Raw genomic sequence first — 15,895 nt, 5'->3', positions numbered from 1 at the left:
GCTCCCCCGCCTCGCGACAATTCGACTTCAGAAGGGCACACCATGGGCATTCATCGCATCGGACTCGTCGTCCCGAGTTCCAATGTGACCGTCGAGACGGAGATGCCGGCGCTGCTCGGTCAGCACGCCGACGCACAGTTCTCGTTCCATTCGAGCCGGATGCGCATGCAGGCCGTCTCGCCCGAGCAACTGCGGGCGATGAACGCCCAGCGTGAGCGGTGCATTCTCGAACTCGGCGATGCCGGAGTCGACGCCGTCCTCTACGCCTGCCTGGTCGCGCTGATGTCGGTCGGACCGGGTGAGCATCAGCGCGTCGAAGGGCTGGTCGCCGAACAACTCGCCACCGGCGGATCCGAGGCGGCTGTCCGTTCGAGCGCCGGCGCGCTGATCGAAGCGCTCCGGGCCATCGGGGCCCGGCGCATCGCCCTCGTCACCCCGTACCTGCGCCCCCTCGCCGAGCAGGTCGTCGCGTACATCGAGGCCGAAGGCATCCAGGTCCACGACTGGCGCGCACTCGAGGTCGCCGACAACACCGAGGTCGGATGCATCCCCGGCGAGCGGGTGATGGACGCCGCCCGATCCCTCGACCTGCAGGGTGTGGACGCACTCGTGATCTCCGCCTGCGTGCAGATGCCCTCGCTACCCCTGGTGCAGGCCGCCGAGGACGAGTTCGGGTTGCCCGTCCTCTCCGCCGCCACCGCCGGCGCCTACAGCCTGCTGCGCGCCCTCGACCTTCCCGTCGACATTCCCGGCGCCGGCAGTCTGCTCCGCGCCGACGCACCGGCCGCCGCCCGTCAGTAACCCCGAACCCCTTGGAGTTCACCATGTCCGAACTGCAGCACACCGTCAAAGGCGTCGATCATGTCGCCTATCCGACCTTCGATCCGGCCGGCACCGTCAAGTTCTACCGCGACGTGCTCGGATTCCCGGTCGTGCACTCGATCTGCGCGGCCGGGTGGGGTCCGGAGAAGCACCCCGACTTCATCCACTTCTTCTTCGACATCGGCAACGACGACCGGCTGGCCTTCTTCTACTACTTCGGTCTCGAACCCTTCGACGGCGGACCGCAGGGTGATTCGTACTCCCGCTTCGCCGAGGACGTGCCGATCTTCTTCATCCGCTCCCGGCACCTCGCCATCCACGTCGACAGCGAGGACGACCTGATGGAATACCGCCGCCGCCTCGACGGCAGCGCGTGGCCGGTGGAGATGCAGATCCAGCACGAGACGATCGAGTCGATCTACACCCACGACCCCAACGGCTACATGATCGAGATCACCCGGGCCCTGCGCCCGGTCACCCCGCAGGAAGACCTCGACGCCAACCTCACCATCGACGCCCTCGTCGACGTGGTGACCGGGCCCGACCCCAGCATGGACGCCCTGCTGACCCGCAAGGCCGAACTGATCACCGAACGCGCGGCCGCCTGGCAGCAGCAACAGGAATCGAAGGAGATGGCGACCCGATGACCACCCTGTTCGTCCTCGACGTCCCCGAGAACACCGCGGTCGCGGAGGTCGCGGGCCGCGATCCGGCGGTCACCGTCGACCACGTCGGCCCCTACTTCCGGATCGTGTCCGACTCCGACATCGTCATCGACCGACGGGCCACCGGCTGCCGTCACGCCGTCTGGTACAGCAGCGTCGCCGGACTGGCGCAGTCCCGGATCACCCAGTGGGACAAGGACGCCATGCGGATCGAGCCGCGATGAGCGCGGACACCCGGCGGCTCGGCGCCGGCCGGTACATCGACGCCGCGCAGGCGCCGGACAGCACCGTCACGTCGGTGCACGAACTCTCGACCGCGGACGGGGCGAAGGTCACCGGTGTGCTGCGCGTCGTCCCGGGCGCCCGCACCGTCGTCGCACTCATGCACCCCCGCCAGGACCTGACGCATCATGTGCTGGTGCCCGAACTGCTCGCCCGCGGCTACGCGGTGTGGACGCAGGGCACCCGCTCGGTCAACAACGACGTCGCCCTGGTGCACGAGCAGGCTCTGCTCGATGCGGCGGCCGGTCAAGTCTTCCTGCGAGAGAGGGGTTTCGAGCACGTCGTCACCCTGGGTCACTCGGGCGGCGGCACCCTGTTCGCGTTCTATCACCAGCAGGCCGGTCTGCCCGCGTCGGAGCGGTTGACCCATACGCCCGCCGGACGGCCCATCGACCTGGCCGGGGCGCAGATGCCGCTGCCCGACGGCGCGGTGTTCATGGCCCCGCACCCCGGGCAGGGCGCCCTGCTGCTCCGGTTGATCGACCCGTCCGTCGTCGACGAATCCGACCCGTTGACGGCCGATCCCGAGCTGAATCCGTTCGATCCGGCCAACGGATTCGCCGAACCCCCACACAGTTCGGCGTATGCACCCGAGTTCGTCACCCGCTACCGGGCAGCGCAACACGACCGCGTCGCGCGCCTCGACGCCATCGCCCGGCAGCGTGTCGACGAGGCCGCCGACGCGCGTCGCCGGTACAAGGGCACCGCCGAACCGGCCGATCGGCGCGCCGCGCTCGTGCCCCGCGTCCTCACCGTCTACCGCACCGACGCGGACCTGCGGTTCACCGACCTGTCCCTGAGCCCCAACGAGCGCCCCTACGGATCGCTGTTCGGCCGGCGGCCGGATCTGACCAACTACGGACTCGTCGGCTTCGGCCGCTTCGCCACCCCCGACGCCTGGCTGTCGACGTGGTCCGGGCTCAGCACCAACGCCGACTTCCTGCGCTGCGCGCCCGCCGTGACCGCCCCCGCCCTGTTCGTCGAACTCACCGGCGACCAGGCCTGCTTCCCCGACGACGCCAAAACCATGTGCGATGCCCTCGGGCCCACGGACAAGACCCACGTCCGGGTCGCCGGCACCCACTTCGGCGGACCCATCGCCGAGGGCGCACCCACCGGGGCCGCCCTCGCCGCGGCCGACATCGGCTCCTGGCTGTCCGACCGATTCTCCTGACCCCCTTTATATCCGGGCACCCGATACCGCGCCGCGGTCGTCGGGTGCCCGGTCGAGCGGAGTACACATGACTGCCCGCCCCACCACCGCCCCCGTCATCGGGCTCTGCCTGATGGCGCTGGTGCTCGAAGGGTACGACCTGTTGATGTACGGCACGGTCGTTCCCTCCCTCCTCGCCTACGCGCCCTGGCAACTCGACGCCACCGACGTCGGCATGCTCGGCTCCCTCACCGGTGTGGGGATGCTCATCGGTGCACTGGTCGCCGCCGGCGTCGCCGACCGCTGGGGCCGCCGCCGCACCCTCCTCGCCGCGGTCGTGGTGTTCTCCGCGGCGATGGGTGTCTGCGCACTCGCGCCCACCCCGGCGGTATTCGGTGTCGGCCGGATGGCGGTCGGAATCGGCGCCGGCGTCCTCATGCCGACCGCCGCCGCCACCTTGATCGAGTTCTCCCACACCCGAACCCGGGCACGCTCGGTCGCAACGGGATTCGTCGGCACCAGCATCGGTGGAATTCTCGCCGGCGTGCTGTCGCTGTGGCTCGTGCCCACGTTCGGATTCCGGGCGATGTTCGTGGCCGGACTGGTTCCGGCACTGCTGTTCCTGCCCCTGATGCTCCGGTATCTCCCCGAATCGCCCGCCTACCTGACCGCGCGCGGCCGCACCACCGCGGCCACGGCGATCGCCGCACGGTACGGGCTCGAACCCGAGCCCGCCACCTCGACCGGTCCGCACCCCGAACGCCGACTGCGTGCACTGTTCGGCAGCGAGCGGACGACCGCGACACTGCTGTTCTGGGGCATGACCCTGGTGTGTCTGCTGGTGCTCTTCGGTGTCGCGACGTGGCTGCCCGCCCTGATGAAGTCGGCCGGATATCCGCTGGGAGCCGCGCTGTCCTTCCTGCTGACCCTGAACGTCGGCGGCGCAGCCGGAGCCCTCGGGGGCGCCGCACTCGCCGACCGGTACGGAATCAAACCCGTCACCGCGCTCGGATTCCTCTGCGCCGCAGTCTCACTGATCCTCATCGCCACCGGCCCGCCCACCGCAGTCGTCTACCTGCTGGTGCTGCTCGCCGGAGTCGGCACCACCGGAACCCAGATCCTGCTCAACACGTTCATCGGCGGCCACTATCCCGCGGCGTGCCGGACCACCGGCATCGGAATGGCTCTCGGAGTCGGACGCATCGGGGCGATCATCGGACCGACGTACGGCGGCTTCTTCGTCGCCATCGGAGCGGGCGCCACCTGGCAGTTGCTGGCCTTCGCCGCCCCGGCCGTCGTCGGCGCAGCACTGACCGCACTCGTACCGCGGCGCACTGCGGGCGATTCAGTCGTCAACACCCCCGCGCCCATGCCCGCCGACCGGAAAGCCGGATCATGACAATCGATTTCACCGGACAGGTCGCCGTCGTCAGCGGGCTCAGAATCCGCGACCGGGATTGAGCAGCAGGGCCGGGTCGAGGGCCCGTTTGATGCGGGCCTGCACGTCGAGTGAGATCTCGTCGAGTTGGTGGGTGAGCCCTTCACGTTTGAGTTCCCCGACGCCGTGCTCACCGGTGATGGTTCCGCCCAGTGCGATGGCTGCGGCGCAGATGCGGTCGGCGGTCTCCATCGCCCGGCGGCGGGCGTCCTCACCGCGGTCGGGCAACAGCAGCATCGGGTGCACGTTGCCGTCGCCGGCGTGACCGACCGTCGCGATGCGGACTCCGGTGTCCCGGGAGATCTCCGCGATCGTCGCGAGGAGTTCGGCGAGCCGGGTCCGTGGCACACCGACATCTTCGACGACGGTGGGGAACTGCTCCATCGTGGCCCACCCGGCGAGCCGGCGCGCTTGGAGGAACATGTCGGACTCGGTGGGATCGGCGGTGGCGACGGACAGGTCGGCGCCCGCCTCGTCGCAACATGTGGCCATCCGTTCGACCTGAGTGAGGGCGTCGGTTCCGTCGGCCTGGCCGATCAGGAGCAGCGCCGCCTCGCGGTCGAGGTCCATCCGCCGGTAGTCCTCGACCGCGTTGATCGTGGCGTTGTCCATCAATTCGAGCATGCTCGGGGTGACACCACTGGCGAAGATCGCGTTCAACGCCCTCCCCCCGGCCTCGAGGGTGGGGAAGGTCGCCACGAACGTCGCCGTGGCGGCGGGAGTCGGGCGAAGCCGCAACGTCGCGGAGGTGATGATGCCCAGCGCACCTTCGGATCCGATGAACAGCTGGGTCAGGTCCAGGCCCGCGACGTTCTTGACCGTCCGGCCGCCGGTGTGTAGCACGCGGCCGTCGGCGAGGACGACTTCGAGTCCGAGCACGGAGTTGCGGGTGACCCCGTACTTGACGCACCGCATACCCCCGGCATTGGTGGCGAGGTTGCCGCCGATGGTCGACACCTCGAAGCTGCCCGGATCGGGTGGGTAGAACAACCCGGCTTCCGCGACTGCCCGGCCGACGTCCGCATTGACGACTCCGGCTTCGACGACCACGGTCTGATTCGCCGGGTCGAAGTCTCGAATGGCGGTCATGTGCTCCATGCTCACCACGACGCAGCCGTCCAGTGCCGTGGCGCCGCCGGACAACCCGGTGCCTGCGCCGCGCGGCACGACGACCGTGCCGGTCCGGGTCGCCCACGACATGATCGCGGAGACATGCGCAGTGCACCGGGGCCGCAGGACCGCCACCGGCTTGCCTGCGGGCACCAGATCCGCGCTGTCGCGGCGGTAGCCCTCCATCAGATCGGGATCGGTGACGACGATGTCCGCGGGGACGGCCTCTGTCAGTTGCTCGAGGTGGTTCATGTTCCCTCCGTGGTCGATCGTCACGACTGACCGAAGGTCGTGCGGACCTCGATCAGGGTCGGCTCTCCCGCCGCGAGGGCGGCTTTGAAGGCGGTGGTGAAGTCTTCGGCCGTGCCGACCGCGCTGCCGCGCACCCCGTACCCCTCGGCGATCTGGACGAAGTCGATACCGGGAACATCCAGTCCGGGGGTCTCACCGGTCTCCAGGATCTTCGAAAAGCCGCGCAGCGCACCGTAGGTCCCGTTCTTGAGAATGACGATGATCACCGGAATCTTGTACCGGGCTGCGGTCCACAATGCGGTGATCCCGTAATTCGCCGACCCGTCTCCGATCAGTCCGATCACTTGGCGGTGCGGGTCGGCGAGTTGCGCACCGACCGCGGCGGGGAGCCCGAAACCGAGCCCACCGGACGCGGGAAAGTAGTAGCTACCCTGCTGCGAGAGGTCCATCTGCGCCCAGAACGCGTCCCCGGTCGAGGTGGACTCGTTGACATAGATGGCGTCGTGCGGGGCGGCGCCCCGCAGCAGGGCGAACAGGTGCGCCGGATCGAGACCGGACCCTGCCGAGCCCGTCTCGGGGAAATCGGCCGGCGGAGCGAGCGGTGCGCGGTCGCTCGCGGTGACCATCGTGGCGAGGACGTCGAGGGTGTTGGCGATCGGGGCGACGTAGGCGTCCCCGAACGGGGCCCGTGCTGCCTCCCCGGGATCGTCGGTGATGTGGATCAAGCGCGCGCCGTCGGGCAGGTACTTGCCCGGAACGTATTGGTGATAACGGAATACCGGTGCCCCGACAACGAGGATCAGGTCGTGCCCGGCCAGCGTCTGCGACAGGTCCGCGACACCGGCGGGGAGGACGCCCCGGAAGCTCGGGTGGCGGGTCGGGAACGGGCACCGCGACGGTGAGGGCGCGATCCATACCGGGGCGCGCAACCTCTCGGCGAGATGGACAGCGTGCGCGTTGGCGTGATCGGCGTCGACGGCGGGTCCGAGGACGAGTGCCGGGTTCGCCGCGCCCTCGAGCAGGTCGATCAGGTCGCCGATCTGTCCGCCCGACAGTGCGGCCGCGCCGTGCACCTCACGATCGAGGAGGCGAGCGGCTTCGGCGGGTGCCTCCGCCGCCCAGTCGTCGTACGGCACCGACACGTAGACCGGGCCGCGGCCGGGCTGCAGTGCAGTGTGGATGGCTTGGCTCATGGTGCGCGGCACGTCTTCGGCGCAGGTCGGCTCGCTGCTCCATTTGACCAGTGGTCTCATCAGCGTTCCGGCATCGACGTTGGACAGCATGACTTCCTGACCGATCGTCGACCGCACCTGCTGCCCGGCGGTGACGATGAGCGGGCTGTGCGAGTACACCGAGTTGGTCAACGCGCCCATGGCATTACCGGATCCGGACGCGGCGTGCAGATTGACGAATGCCGCCTCGCCCGTGACGAGGGAGTAGCCGTCGGCCATCGACAGTACGGCGCCCTCGTGCAGGCCGAGAATGTACCGGAAGTCGTCGGGCATCCCGGACAGGAACGGCAGTTCGTTCGATCCCGGATTGCCGAATACGGTGGTGAGGCCGCGGGCCCGCAACAGGTCATACGTCACTTCGCTCACCGTTGCCATGGTTCTCCTTGTGATCGGCGGCACCTATCGGCGCCTGTCTCAACGCTAGGTCTCGACGTTCGATAGTTCCAATGAATGTTTTTCATAGCGACATAGATGCTGTCGATGTCAAAGTGCGTCCGTACCGGAGAACTGGAGCGATCGGCGACCGACGTCACCGGCGAAGCGGACATGTTCCGGGGTCAGTTCGGCGACGGTGCGCACGCCCATCAGTTGCATCGTGCGGACGACTTCGGCGGACAGGATCTCGATGGCGCGGTCGACCCCCCGTCGCCCGCCGGCCATCAATCCGTACAGGTAGGCGCGTCCGATGAAGGTGAAATCGGCCCCGAGTGCGAGCGCGGCGACGATGTCGCCGCCGGAGAGGATTCCGGTGTCGAGGTACACCTCGGCGCCGTTGCCCGCGAGCGCTTCCCGCACGCGGGGGAGCAGGCGCAGCGGTACCGGGGCACGGTCGAGTTGGCGGCCACCGTGGTTCGACAGCACGATCGCATCCACGCCGTGTTCGACACACGTGCGGGCATCGTCGACCGTCTGGACGCCCTTGACGACGAGTCGGCCGCGCCATTCGCGTCGGAGCCAGTCGAGGTCACTGAACGTCAATGAGGGGTCGAACATTTCGTTGATCAGCTGGGCAACCGATCCCGGATACGAATCCAGTGACGCGAAGCTGAGCGGCTCCGTGGTCACGACGTCGACCCACCACCGAGGGTGACGGACGATGTCGACGACAGTGCGCGCACCGAGAGTCGGGGGAACGGTCATTCCGTTCCGCACGTCTCTCAGTCGGGCACCTCCCACCGGAGTGTCGACCGTGACGACGAGGGTCCCGAAGCCGGCGTTGCGGGCGCGGTCGACGAGGGCCATCGACCTGTCCCGTTCACGCCACAGGTAGAGCTGAAACCAGCGGTCCGCGTTCGGGGCCGCCGCGGCGACGTCCTCGAGCGCCACCGTGCCCATCGTGGAGAGCGCGAAGGGGATTCCGTGCGCGTGTGCCGCACGCACTCCGGCAATTTCGCCCTCGGTGTGCATCAGTCGGGTGAACCCGGTCGGCGCGATTCCGAACGGCAATTCGCTGACGTTGCCGCCGACGGTGGTCGATGTACTGGTGACGGTGACGTCACGCAGGATGCTCGGTTGGAATTCGACGTCCTGGAAGGTGCCCCGCGCACGCTCGATTCCGATCTCCTGCTCCGCCGCCCCGTCGACGTAGTCGAACACCATCTTCGGCACACGCTTGCGAGCGATCGATCGCAGATCCGAGATGGTGCAAGCCCTTTCGAGCGCGGCCTGCACGCGGTTCGGGTTCGGTCGGTCGAACCGGAGGAACGGCTTCACACCCGACCAGCTGGGGAATTGTCGCGACGTCACCATCGACGTGTCACCTTTCTCTCGGAGCACCCGGCCGGCTATGAGAGGGCCGATTGCTGTGCGATTCCTGCCGCCGACGTCTTTGCGGCTGAACTGGTGTCGCGCTGACGTGGCACCAGCAGGGCGGCGATTGCGCCGATGACGGCGATCACGGCGAAAAGGTAGAAGGCGGGGGCGACGCTCGCTCCGTTCGCGATCACCAGGCCGGTCAGCGTCGGTCCGGTCACGCCACCGATTCTGCCCACGGACGCCACCCACGCCGTTCCTGCCGCACGACTCGACGCGGGAAAGTACGAGGCGGCGAAACCGTAGATGAGGACTTGTGCACCGATCGTTCCGGCACCGGCGACGAAAGCGAGCACGAACAGGAGCCAGGAGGAGACATCGGTGCTCAGCACGAGGATGGCGACGGCGGCACCGGCAAGCGATGCCGCCGTGACGGCCTGCGGTCCGACCCGGTCGGACAGCCGCGACGCGAACAGCGGCACGATGATCGCGCCGGCATTGAGTACCAGCAGGAACGTCAGTGCCGAGCTGCTGCCGAAGCCGGACGACTGCATCAGCTTCGGTAGCCAGGTATTGAGCGCATAGGTCAACAGCAGGCCACACGCGCTCAGCAACCCGAACAACAACGTCGCGCGACGGAGCTCCCGGGTGAACAGTGCGCGCGGCCCGATCTTCTCGCCGACCCGCGGGGGCTCGGGTCGATCGATGCCGGCGCACTCGGCGACGTGGTTCGCATCGGCGACACGGCCACGGGCGAGCAGGAAGCTCGGCGACTCGGGCAGATACTTCAGCATGACAGGAACGAAGACCAGCAGTGGCAGAAGTCCGATCCAGAACATCGCCCGGACGCCGAAGGCATCGACTACGACAAGTCCGAGCAGTGCCGCGAGAACGCCACCGCCGGGGAAGCCCGCCCAGACGATTGCACTGTAGGTGTGGCGCTTGCCTTTCGGAGCGAATTCGACGGCCATGGCAGCCGCGAGCGGAATGAGGGCACCGACGCCGACACCGACGAAGAACCGTGCGACACCGAACAGGGTGGCGTCGGGCGCGATGGCGCACACGCCCATCCACGCGGAGAACCACCCGGTCGCGGAGATCATCAGGGCCCGGCGGCCGAGTCGGTCGGCAACGGCGCCGACCAGAATCGATCCGGCCAGCATGCCGACGAGTGCGTAACTTCCGATCACTCCGGCCTGCGCGGGTGTGAGATTCCAGGCGGGATCGGCGAGCATCGCGGGCAGGGTCGTTCCGTAGGCGACCATGTCGTAGCCTTCGAAGACGACCGCCAGCAGGCACAGCAGGAGCACGACGCGTGCCGACGTGCCGGTGTTGTCGCGGGTGCCTGAACTTGGGTGAGCACTCATGGTGACTTCTCTCTCGATGAAGACTGAGGGCGAGGCGCCGGTCGACTGTGAGTGGCTCGCAATTCTCGAGCCGTCTCGAACGTGGATTTCTCTCGGTCGTTCGGTCTCACGGAATCCGGGTGCGGCCTTCGCTGTGGTCGTCGTCACGCTATCGCTCCCGAACGAATGTATCCAATGAATGTTTGACATACCCCCATTGATGGCGTCTATTTTTGGCTGTGGCCGACTACGACTTGAACCTCGTCCGCACGTTTCTGCTGCTCTACGAAACCCGGAGCGTCACGCGTACCGCCGAACGCCTGTCACTCACCCAACCGTCGGTCAGTCACGCGCTCGGCCGGATGCGAAAACAGTTCAACGACAGCCTTTTCAGCCGATCCACGGGGGGCCTCCAACCCACCGAACTGGCTACAGCGATGTATCCGACCCTCCGTCAGGCGATCGAGGTCATCGACAGCACGGTCAGCGGCGTCGGGCAATTCGATCCGGCGACGTCGCATCGGACCTTTCGCCTGCACGCGACCGACCTCGGGGAGGTGAATCTGCTACCGCCCGTGCTCGCACGCATCGCGGAGGCCGCACCGGGCGTCGATCTGCACATCACGCCGCTCAACTTCTCCGTCGTCGAAACCGAACTCCGGCAGGGCCAGACCGATGCCGTGATCTGCACCCCACGGATCGCTGCCGACGACTTCGAACGCGACGTGCTCTTCGAGGACCACTACTGCGGGATCTGTAGCGACGCACATCCACGGATCGGCCCCACACCCACGCTCGAGGAATTTCTGGGCGAACGCCACATCGCCGTCGACGTCTCCGCCGGCCACACCGACGTCGACCGGTCACTGTCGCTGCTCGGCCACACCCGGGACGTTGCGCTGCGCATCAGCCACTTCGCCGCCCTTCCCCCGCTGCTCGAGACGACCCCCTACCTGTCGATCATCCCGGCCTCCGTCTCGGAGCAGTTCTGTCGCATGGCTGGCGTGAAGACCTTCGAACTCCCCTTCCCGGTGCCGGCCGTGGAAATCTCGCTGTACACCTACAAACGCGTGCTCCCGGACCCCGGAACGGAATGGTTCCGCAGCATCATGAAAACGGCCCTGACGCGGGCGGGCGGCGACCCCGGGCGCTGACTCCTCGTCGAGAACACCGCTCGTGTCGTGCTCCGCGGCGTGTCCAGAAATGGAACACGACTGCCCCTTGCCGAGCTGTCATGATCGTCACAACGCGCTTGCGCCACAGCCGCAATCTCGGCGCCGACAGCACCGTCTGATCATTCTCGACGACACTCCCAGGGGACTTCTCATGGATCTGCACTACGACTCTCTGTTCATCGGCGGCGACTGGGTTCGGCCCACGTCGAGTGAGCGGATCACCGTCGTCTCGGCCAGCACCGAACAGCCGATCGGCTCGGTGCCCGAGGCGCAGGAGGCCGACGTCGACGCGGCGGTGGCGGCCGCCCGCCGCGCATTCGACGATCCGGCCGGGTGGGCGCAGTGGGCCCCGGCCGACCGCGCCGCCGCCATGGAACGCCTCGCCGACGTCCTCGAACGCCGTGCGGAAGACGTCGTCCAGCGCGTCAGTGCGCAGAACGGCATGCCCGTGGCCGTGGCCCGCCAGCTCGAGGGCGCGTTCCCGGTGGTCCTGCTCCGCTACTACGCCGGCCTCGCCCGGGAGACGGCCACCGAAGAAACCCGCCCGGGCCTGTTCGGCGGCAACACCCTGGTGCGCCGCGAACCCCTCGGCGTGGTGGGTGCGATCGTGCCGTGGAACTTCCCGCAGACCCTGGCGGCGTTCAAATACGCCCCCGCGCTGGCGGCGGGCTGCACCCTGGTGATCAAGCCGTCCCCGGAAACGGTGCTCGACAGTTACACCTTCGCGGAGGCCGTCGCCGAGTCCGGCATCCCGGCGGGTGTGGTCAACATCGTTCCGGGCGGCCGCGAGGTCGGTGCCCACCTGGTCGCCCACCCGGACGTCGACAAGATCAGCTTCACCGGCTCCACCGCCGCCGGCCGGTCCATCGGCGAGGTATGCGGCAGGCTGCTGCGCCCGGTGACGCTGGAACTGGGTGGCAAGTCCGCCGCGATCATCCTCGACGACGCCAGCCTGGACCTGCAGAACGTCGCGGAGAAGCTGTTCACCGCAACGCTTCTCAACAACGGGCAGACGTGCTTCCTCGGCACCCGCGTACTCGCACCGCGGGCGCGTTACACCGAAATCGTGGACCTGTTCACCGATTTCGCCGGCGCACTGAAGGTGGGCGACGCACTCGACGACACCACCCAGATAGGCCCGATGGCCACGGCGGCGCAACGGGAGCGGGTGGAACGGTACATCGCCAAGGGTCGCGGCGACGGTGCGCGCGTCACGATCGGTGGCGGGCGGCCCGCCGACCGGGACCGTGGGTGGTTCGTCGAACCGACCGTCTTCGCCGACGTCGACAACAATCACACCATCGCCCAGGAAGAGATCTTCGGCCCGGTGCTGTCGCTGATCCCCTACGCCGACGAGGACGACGCCGTCCGCCTCGCCAACGATTCGGACTACGGACTCGGCGGCACCGTGTGGACGAACGACCCCGAACGCGGGCTCGCGGTCGCGAAGCGGGTGCAGACCGGCACCATCGGCGTCAACACCTATCTGCCCGAACCGACGGCACCGTTCGGCGGCGTCAAGGCCAGCGGCATCGGCCGGGAACTCGGGCCCGAGGCACTCGCCAATTACCAGGAACTCAAGTCCGTCTACCTGGGCTGACGTCGCATCCGGGTCGGACCGCACCGGGGCGACCCGGATCGGTCCGGACCGGCCCGGACGTAGACTCGAAAAACGGGCATCAGCCGTGGAAGGGAATGTCGGGACATGACCGAACTCGACAATTCGTCGCGACCACTCATCGCGCAGTCCTGGCAGCGCGTGGCGATGAGCGGGCTGTACCCGGAAGCATCCGTCGACGACGCGGCGATCGAGGAAGTCGACCGCCGCAGTCGGCTCATGGTCGCCGCGGCGCCGGTGCTCGACGAGATGGCCGGTGAGCTGGACGGAACCGGTTTCGCCGTCATCCTCGCCGACCGCAACGCACGGTTGGTCGATCTCCGCTACGGCGAGCGGCAGCTGCAACCGAAACTGGAGAGGGTCGGCACCGTGGAGGGCCGCCGATTCCTCGAGGAGACCACGGGCACGAACTCCATCGCCACGGCGTTCGAGTTGCGCCGGGGCCTGGCGGTCCGCGGCGAGGAACACTACATCGAGGCGCTGAAGAAATTCAGCTGCTACGGCCAGCCCGTCCTCAACCCGGTGACCCGGCGGATCGAGGGTGTCCTCGACATCACTTGCCTGAGCGAGGACGACAGCCCCCTGTTGGCGCCGTTCGTGATTCGTTCGGCACGGCAGATCGGGGAGCGGCTACTCGAGGAATCACGTCAGGCCGAGCAACGGATCTTCCGCAGCTTTCAGGACGCGACGGCCCGTGCCCGCACCCGCCCCGTGATCGCCATCGGCGACGACATCCTGCTCGCGAACACCGCGGCGGTGCAGATCCTCGAACCGGCGGATCACGCGCTGCTGCGTGCCTTGGCGGTCGAGGCGCCGATGGATCGTGAGGCGAACCGCGACATCCGTCTGTCGACGGGACAGTGCCTGTCGGCATCGGTGCTCCGGATCCCCGGAAGCGGCGCCGCTCTGTTCACGTTCGACGAAGAGCTCACGAGGCGATCGATGGTGCTGCCGCCCGGTCCCGCCGCGGCGACCGGGTCCGTCCTGGTCACCGGTGAGGCGGGTACCGGCCGCACGACGGCGGCTCGCGCCGCGGCCGGCGAGCCGAGCACCTGGTTCGACGCCGCCGAGGTCGTCGAGGTGGGCGAGCGGACGTGGGCGGAACAGGTACGGCGCAAGCTCGCCGAACCTGGCTGTGTCGTAATCGAAGCCGTGGATCTGCTCCCGGCTGCCCTGGCGCGTCGCACAGCCGACGACCTCCGCACGGCGCGCGCCCGGGTCGTCCTCACCAGTGCACCGGTCGAGGATCTGCGACCGGAACACGCGACGCTGGTCGCGCATTGCACCGAGCGGATCGAACTCGCGGCGCTGCGGCACCGTCGCCCCGACATCCCCGCGTTGGTGAACAGGATGCTCGACGACCTCGGCGCGGCCTCCCAGGTACGGTTCACACCGGCCGCGCTCGAAGCGCTCGCCGGTCAGCAATGGCCCGGAAACCTCCGCGAACTGCACACCGCGGTGAAGACTGCCAGCGACACCCGCAGCGCGGGCGACATCACGGTCGGCGACCTCCCCGAGCAGTGGCGCGGCCGGATGACCCGTCCGCTCACCGCACTCGAGCAGGCCGAGCGCGACACCATCGTCAAGGCGCTCAAGGACGCCGGCGGAAACAAGAAGGCCGCCGCGAAGCAGCTGGAAATCAGCCGCACCACCCTCTACCGCGCCATCCGGACCTACGGAATCGCCGTCACGCCAACGGGTCCGCGCCTGCCGACGCCCGATGATTCTCTCTCCGAACCACCGGACAAGCGTCAGCATTGAAGAAGGCGGCCGACGATCCCTCGACCGTCCGCGCGTGGAGACCGATCGGGAACCAATGGAGGCGTGTCAGAGATTCCCGCGTTTGTCCTGCTCACGCTCGATCGATTCGAACAGGGCCTTGAAGTTGCCCTTGCCGAAGCCGAGGGAGCCGTGGCGTTCGATGATCTCGAAGAACACCGTCGGCCGGTCGCCGAGGGGACGAGTGAAGATCTGCAGCAGATAGCCGTCCTCGTCGCGGTCGACGAGGATGCCCCGCTTCTGCAGTTCCTCGACGGGAACGCGGACCTGGCCGATGCGGGCGCGCAACTCGGGGTCCTCGTAGTAGGCGTCGGGGGTGGAGAGGAACTCGACCCCTTCCTTGCGTAGTTCGTCGACGGTGCGGAGGATGTCGCCCGTGGCCAGGGCCAGATGCTGGGCACCTGGCCCCTGGTAGAAGTCGAGGTATTCGTCGATCTGCGAGCGCTTCTTGGCGATCGCCGGCTCGTTGAGCGGGAACTTCACGCGGTGGTTGCCGTTGGCGACGACCTTCGACATGAGTGCGGAGTAGTCGGTGGCGATGTCGTCGCCGATGAATTCGGCCATGTTCACAAAGCCCATGACCCGGTTGTAGAAGCCGACCCATTCGTCCATCTTGCCGAGTTCGACGTTCCCGACGATGTGGTCGAGGGCCTGGAACAGTCGCTTGGGTGCGCCTTCGCGTTTGACGTAGGTGCTCTGCGCCGCGGTGTAGCCGGGCAGATACGCCCCTTCGTAGCGGCGGCCGTCGATCACGCGCTGAACGAGGGTGTGCCGGGTCTGCCCGTACGTGGCGATCGCGGCGATGCGGACCTTCCCGTGCTCGTCGGCCACGTTGTGGGGCTCGTCGAGAACGGTGGCGCCTGCCCGCTCGGCCTGGGCGATGCACTTGTCGACGTCGGGTACTTCCAGGGCGATGTCGACGACGCCGTCGCCGTGGGTGGCATGGTGGGTGACGAGGGGGCTGTCGGGGGCGACGGCGCCCTTGACGACGAAGCGGATCGAGCCGGATTTGAGGACGAATGCCTTGTGGTCGCGGTTGCCGTTCTCCGGTCCGGAGTAGCCGACGAGCTCCATGCCCCAAACGGATTGGTAGTAGTGCGCGGTCTGCGTGGCGTTTCCGACGACGAAAACGATGGCGTCCCAGCCGCTGACCGGGAACGGGTCGGTGCTCGCGTCGTAGTCGACCAGGCCGACGAGCTGCTGGAGCTGCTCGAGATCGAGCTCGGCCTCGGTCTCCTGGGCGGTGAGCGTGTTGTGGGGCATGGGTGTTC

General features: G+C 68.0%; 13 protein-coding genes. 8 read left to right on the top strand and 5 right to left on the bottom strand.

Going from position 1 to position 15,895, the window contains the following annotated elements; genetic code table 11:
* Positions 1–42 precede the first annotated feature (42 nt).
* The 5 genes from P3H15_RS16490 to P3H15_RS16470 all read left to right on the top strand — a co-directional run bounded on the left by P3H15_RS16490 (position 43) and on the right by P3H15_RS16470 (position 4,321).
* Positions 43–801, top strand: coding sequence for a maleate cis-trans isomerase (locus tag P3H15_RS16490; RefSeq protein WP_276138228.1), 759 nt, complete (start codon positions 43–45; stop codon positions 799–801).
* 23 nt (positions 802–824) lie between these two features.
* Positions 825–1,469: a VOC family protein gene (locus P3H15_RS16485; protein ID WP_276138227.1), complete on the top strand. Its 645-nt coding sequence runs from the start codon at positions 825–827 to the stop codon at positions 1,467–1,469.
* Positions 1,466–1,711, top strand: coding sequence for a hypothetical protein (locus P3H15_RS16480; protein ID WP_219455359.1), 246 nt, complete (start codon positions 1,466–1,468; stop codon positions 1,709–1,711). The genes P3H15_RS16485 and P3H15_RS16480 overlap by 4 nt, the downstream gene beginning before the upstream one ends.
* Positions 1,708–2,943 carry an alpha/beta hydrolase gene (locus P3H15_RS16475; RefSeq protein ID WP_276138226.1) on the top strand — a complete coding sequence of 412 codons (1,236 nt, stop codon included), beginning with the start codon at positions 1,708–1,710 and terminating at the stop codon, positions 2,941–2,943. The genes P3H15_RS16480 and P3H15_RS16475 overlap by 4 nt, the downstream gene beginning before the upstream one ends.
* A 67-nt stretch (positions 2,944–3,010) precedes the next feature.
* Positions 3,011–4,321, top strand: coding sequence for an MFS transporter (locus tag P3H15_RS16470; RefSeq protein WP_276138225.1), 1,311 nt, complete (start codon positions 3,011–3,013; stop codon positions 4,319–4,321).
* Positions 4,322–4,360: 39 nt separating this feature from the next.
* Here the strand turns inward: P3H15_RS16470 and P3H15_RS16465 are convergent, their stop codons facing one another.
* From P3H15_RS16465 to P3H15_RS16450, 4 genes are all read right to left on the bottom strand, one after another.
* Positions 4,361–5,722: an FAD-binding oxidoreductase gene (locus P3H15_RS16465; RefSeq protein ID WP_276138224.1), complete on the bottom strand. Its 1,362-nt coding sequence runs from the start codon at positions 5,720–5,722 to the stop codon at positions 4,361–4,363.
* Between the two features lie 20 nt (positions 5,723–5,742).
* Positions 5,743–7,329 (bottom strand): benzoylformate decarboxylase, encoded by a 1,587-nt coding sequence (gene mdlC / locus P3H15_RS16460; protein ID WP_276138223.1) that lies wholly within the window; start codon positions 7,327–7,329, stop codon positions 5,743–5,745.
* Between the two features lie 108 nt (positions 7,330–7,437).
* Entirely contained in the window at positions 7,438–8,703 is a 1,266-nt protein-coding gene (locus P3H15_RS16455; RefSeq protein WP_276138222.1) for an alpha-hydroxy acid oxidase, read from the bottom strand.
* Between the two features lie 35 nt (positions 8,704–8,738).
* Positions 8,739–10,073 (bottom strand): aromatic acid/H+ symport family MFS transporter, encoded by a 1,335-nt coding sequence (locus P3H15_RS16450; RefSeq protein ID WP_276138221.1) that lies wholly within the window; start codon positions 10,071–10,073, stop codon positions 8,739–8,741.
* A 218-nt stretch (positions 10,074–10,291) separates the two neighbouring features.
* On the opposite strand from P3H15_RS16450, the gene P3H15_RS16445 reads away from it, so the two are divergent.
* The 3 genes from P3H15_RS16445 (at position 10,292) to P3H15_RS16435 (ending at position 14,606) form a co-directional block, all read left to right on the top strand.
* The gene (locus tag P3H15_RS16445; RefSeq protein WP_276138220.1) at positions 10,292–11,206 is read left to right on the top strand and encodes a LysR family transcriptional regulator; all 915 of its coding nucleotides are present in this window, start codon (positions 10,292–10,294) and stop codon (positions 11,204–11,206) included.
* A gap of 172 nt (positions 11,207–11,378) precedes the next feature.
* Positions 11,379–12,827: an aldehyde dehydrogenase gene (locus tag P3H15_RS16440; protein ID WP_276138219.1), complete on the top strand. Its 1,449-nt coding sequence runs from the start codon at positions 11,379–11,381 to the stop codon at positions 12,825–12,827.
* Positions 12,828–12,932: 105 nt separating this feature from the next.
* The gene (locus P3H15_RS16435; protein ID WP_276138218.1) at positions 12,933–14,606 is read left to right on the top strand and encodes a sigma-54-dependent Fis family transcriptional regulator; all 1,674 of its coding nucleotides are present in this window, start codon (positions 12,933–12,935) and stop codon (positions 14,604–14,606) included.
* A 66-nt stretch (positions 14,607–14,672) separates the two neighbouring features.
* Here the strand turns inward: P3H15_RS16435 and hppD are convergent, their stop codons facing one another.
* Positions 14,673–15,887 (bottom strand): 4-hydroxyphenylpyruvate dioxygenase, encoded by a 1,215-nt coding sequence (gene hppD, locus P3H15_RS16430; RefSeq protein WP_276138217.1) that lies wholly within the window; start codon positions 15,885–15,887, stop codon positions 14,673–14,675.
* Positions 15,888–15,895: the final 8 nt, after the last annotated feature.

The sequence above is a fragment of the Rhodococcus sp. T2V genome, assembly GCF_029269925.1.
Taxonomy (GTDB): Bacteria; Actinomycetota; Actinomycetes; order Mycobacteriales; family Mycobacteriaceae; genus Rhodococcus_F; species Rhodococcus_F koreensis.
Note: the sequence above shows the minus strand (reverse complement) of the source record. Positions and strands in the feature narration are given on the sequence as shown.

What these genes read in the sequence shown, in the direction of transcription:
- P3H15_RS16490 (WP_276138228.1), top strand. Translation starts at nt 43, where the DNA reads ATGGGCATTCATCGCATCGGACTCGTCGTCCCGAGTTCCAATGTGACC.
- P3H15_RS16485 (WP_276138227.1), top strand. Translation starts at nt 825, where the DNA reads ATGTCCGAACTGCAGCACACCGTCAAAGGCGTCGATCATGTCGCCTAT.
- P3H15_RS16480 (WP_219455359.1), top strand. Translation starts at nt 1,466, where the DNA reads ATGACCACCCTGTTCGTCCTCGACGTCCCCGAGAACACCGCGGTCGCG.
- P3H15_RS16475 (WP_276138226.1), top strand. Translation starts at nt 1,708, where the DNA reads ATGAGCGCGGACACCCGGCGGCTCGGCGCCGGCCGGTACATCGACGCC.
- P3H15_RS16470 (WP_276138225.1), top strand. Translation starts at nt 3,011, where the DNA reads ATGACTGCCCGCCCCACCACCGCCCCCGTCATCGGGCTCTGCCTGATG.
- P3H15_RS16465 (WP_276138224.1), bottom strand. Translation starts at nt 5,722, where the DNA reads ATGAACCACCTCGAGCAACTGACAGAGGCCGTCCCCGCGGACATCGTC.
- mdlC (WP_276138223.1), bottom strand. Translation starts at nt 7,329, where the DNA reads ATGGCAACGGTGAGCGAAGTGACGTATGACCTGTTGCGGGCCCGCGGC.
- P3H15_RS16455 (WP_276138222.1), bottom strand. Translation starts at nt 8,703, where the DNA reads ATGGTGACGTCGCGACAATTCCCCAGCTGGTCGGGTGTGAAGCCGTTC.
- P3H15_RS16450 (WP_276138221.1), bottom strand. Translation starts at nt 10,073, where the DNA reads ATGAGTGCTCACCCAAGTTCAGGCACCCGCGACAACACCGGCACGTCG.
- P3H15_RS16440 (WP_276138219.1), top strand. Translation starts at nt 11,379, where the DNA reads ATGGATCTGCACTACGACTCTCTGTTCATCGGCGGCGACTGGGTTCGG.
- P3H15_RS16435 (WP_276138218.1), top strand. Translation starts at nt 12,933, where the DNA reads ATGACCGAACTCGACAATTCGTCGCGACCACTCATCGCGCAGTCCTGG.
- hppD (WP_276138217.1), bottom strand. Translation starts at nt 15,887, where the DNA reads ATGCCCCACAACACGCTCACCGCCCAGGAGACCGAGGCCGAGCTCGAT.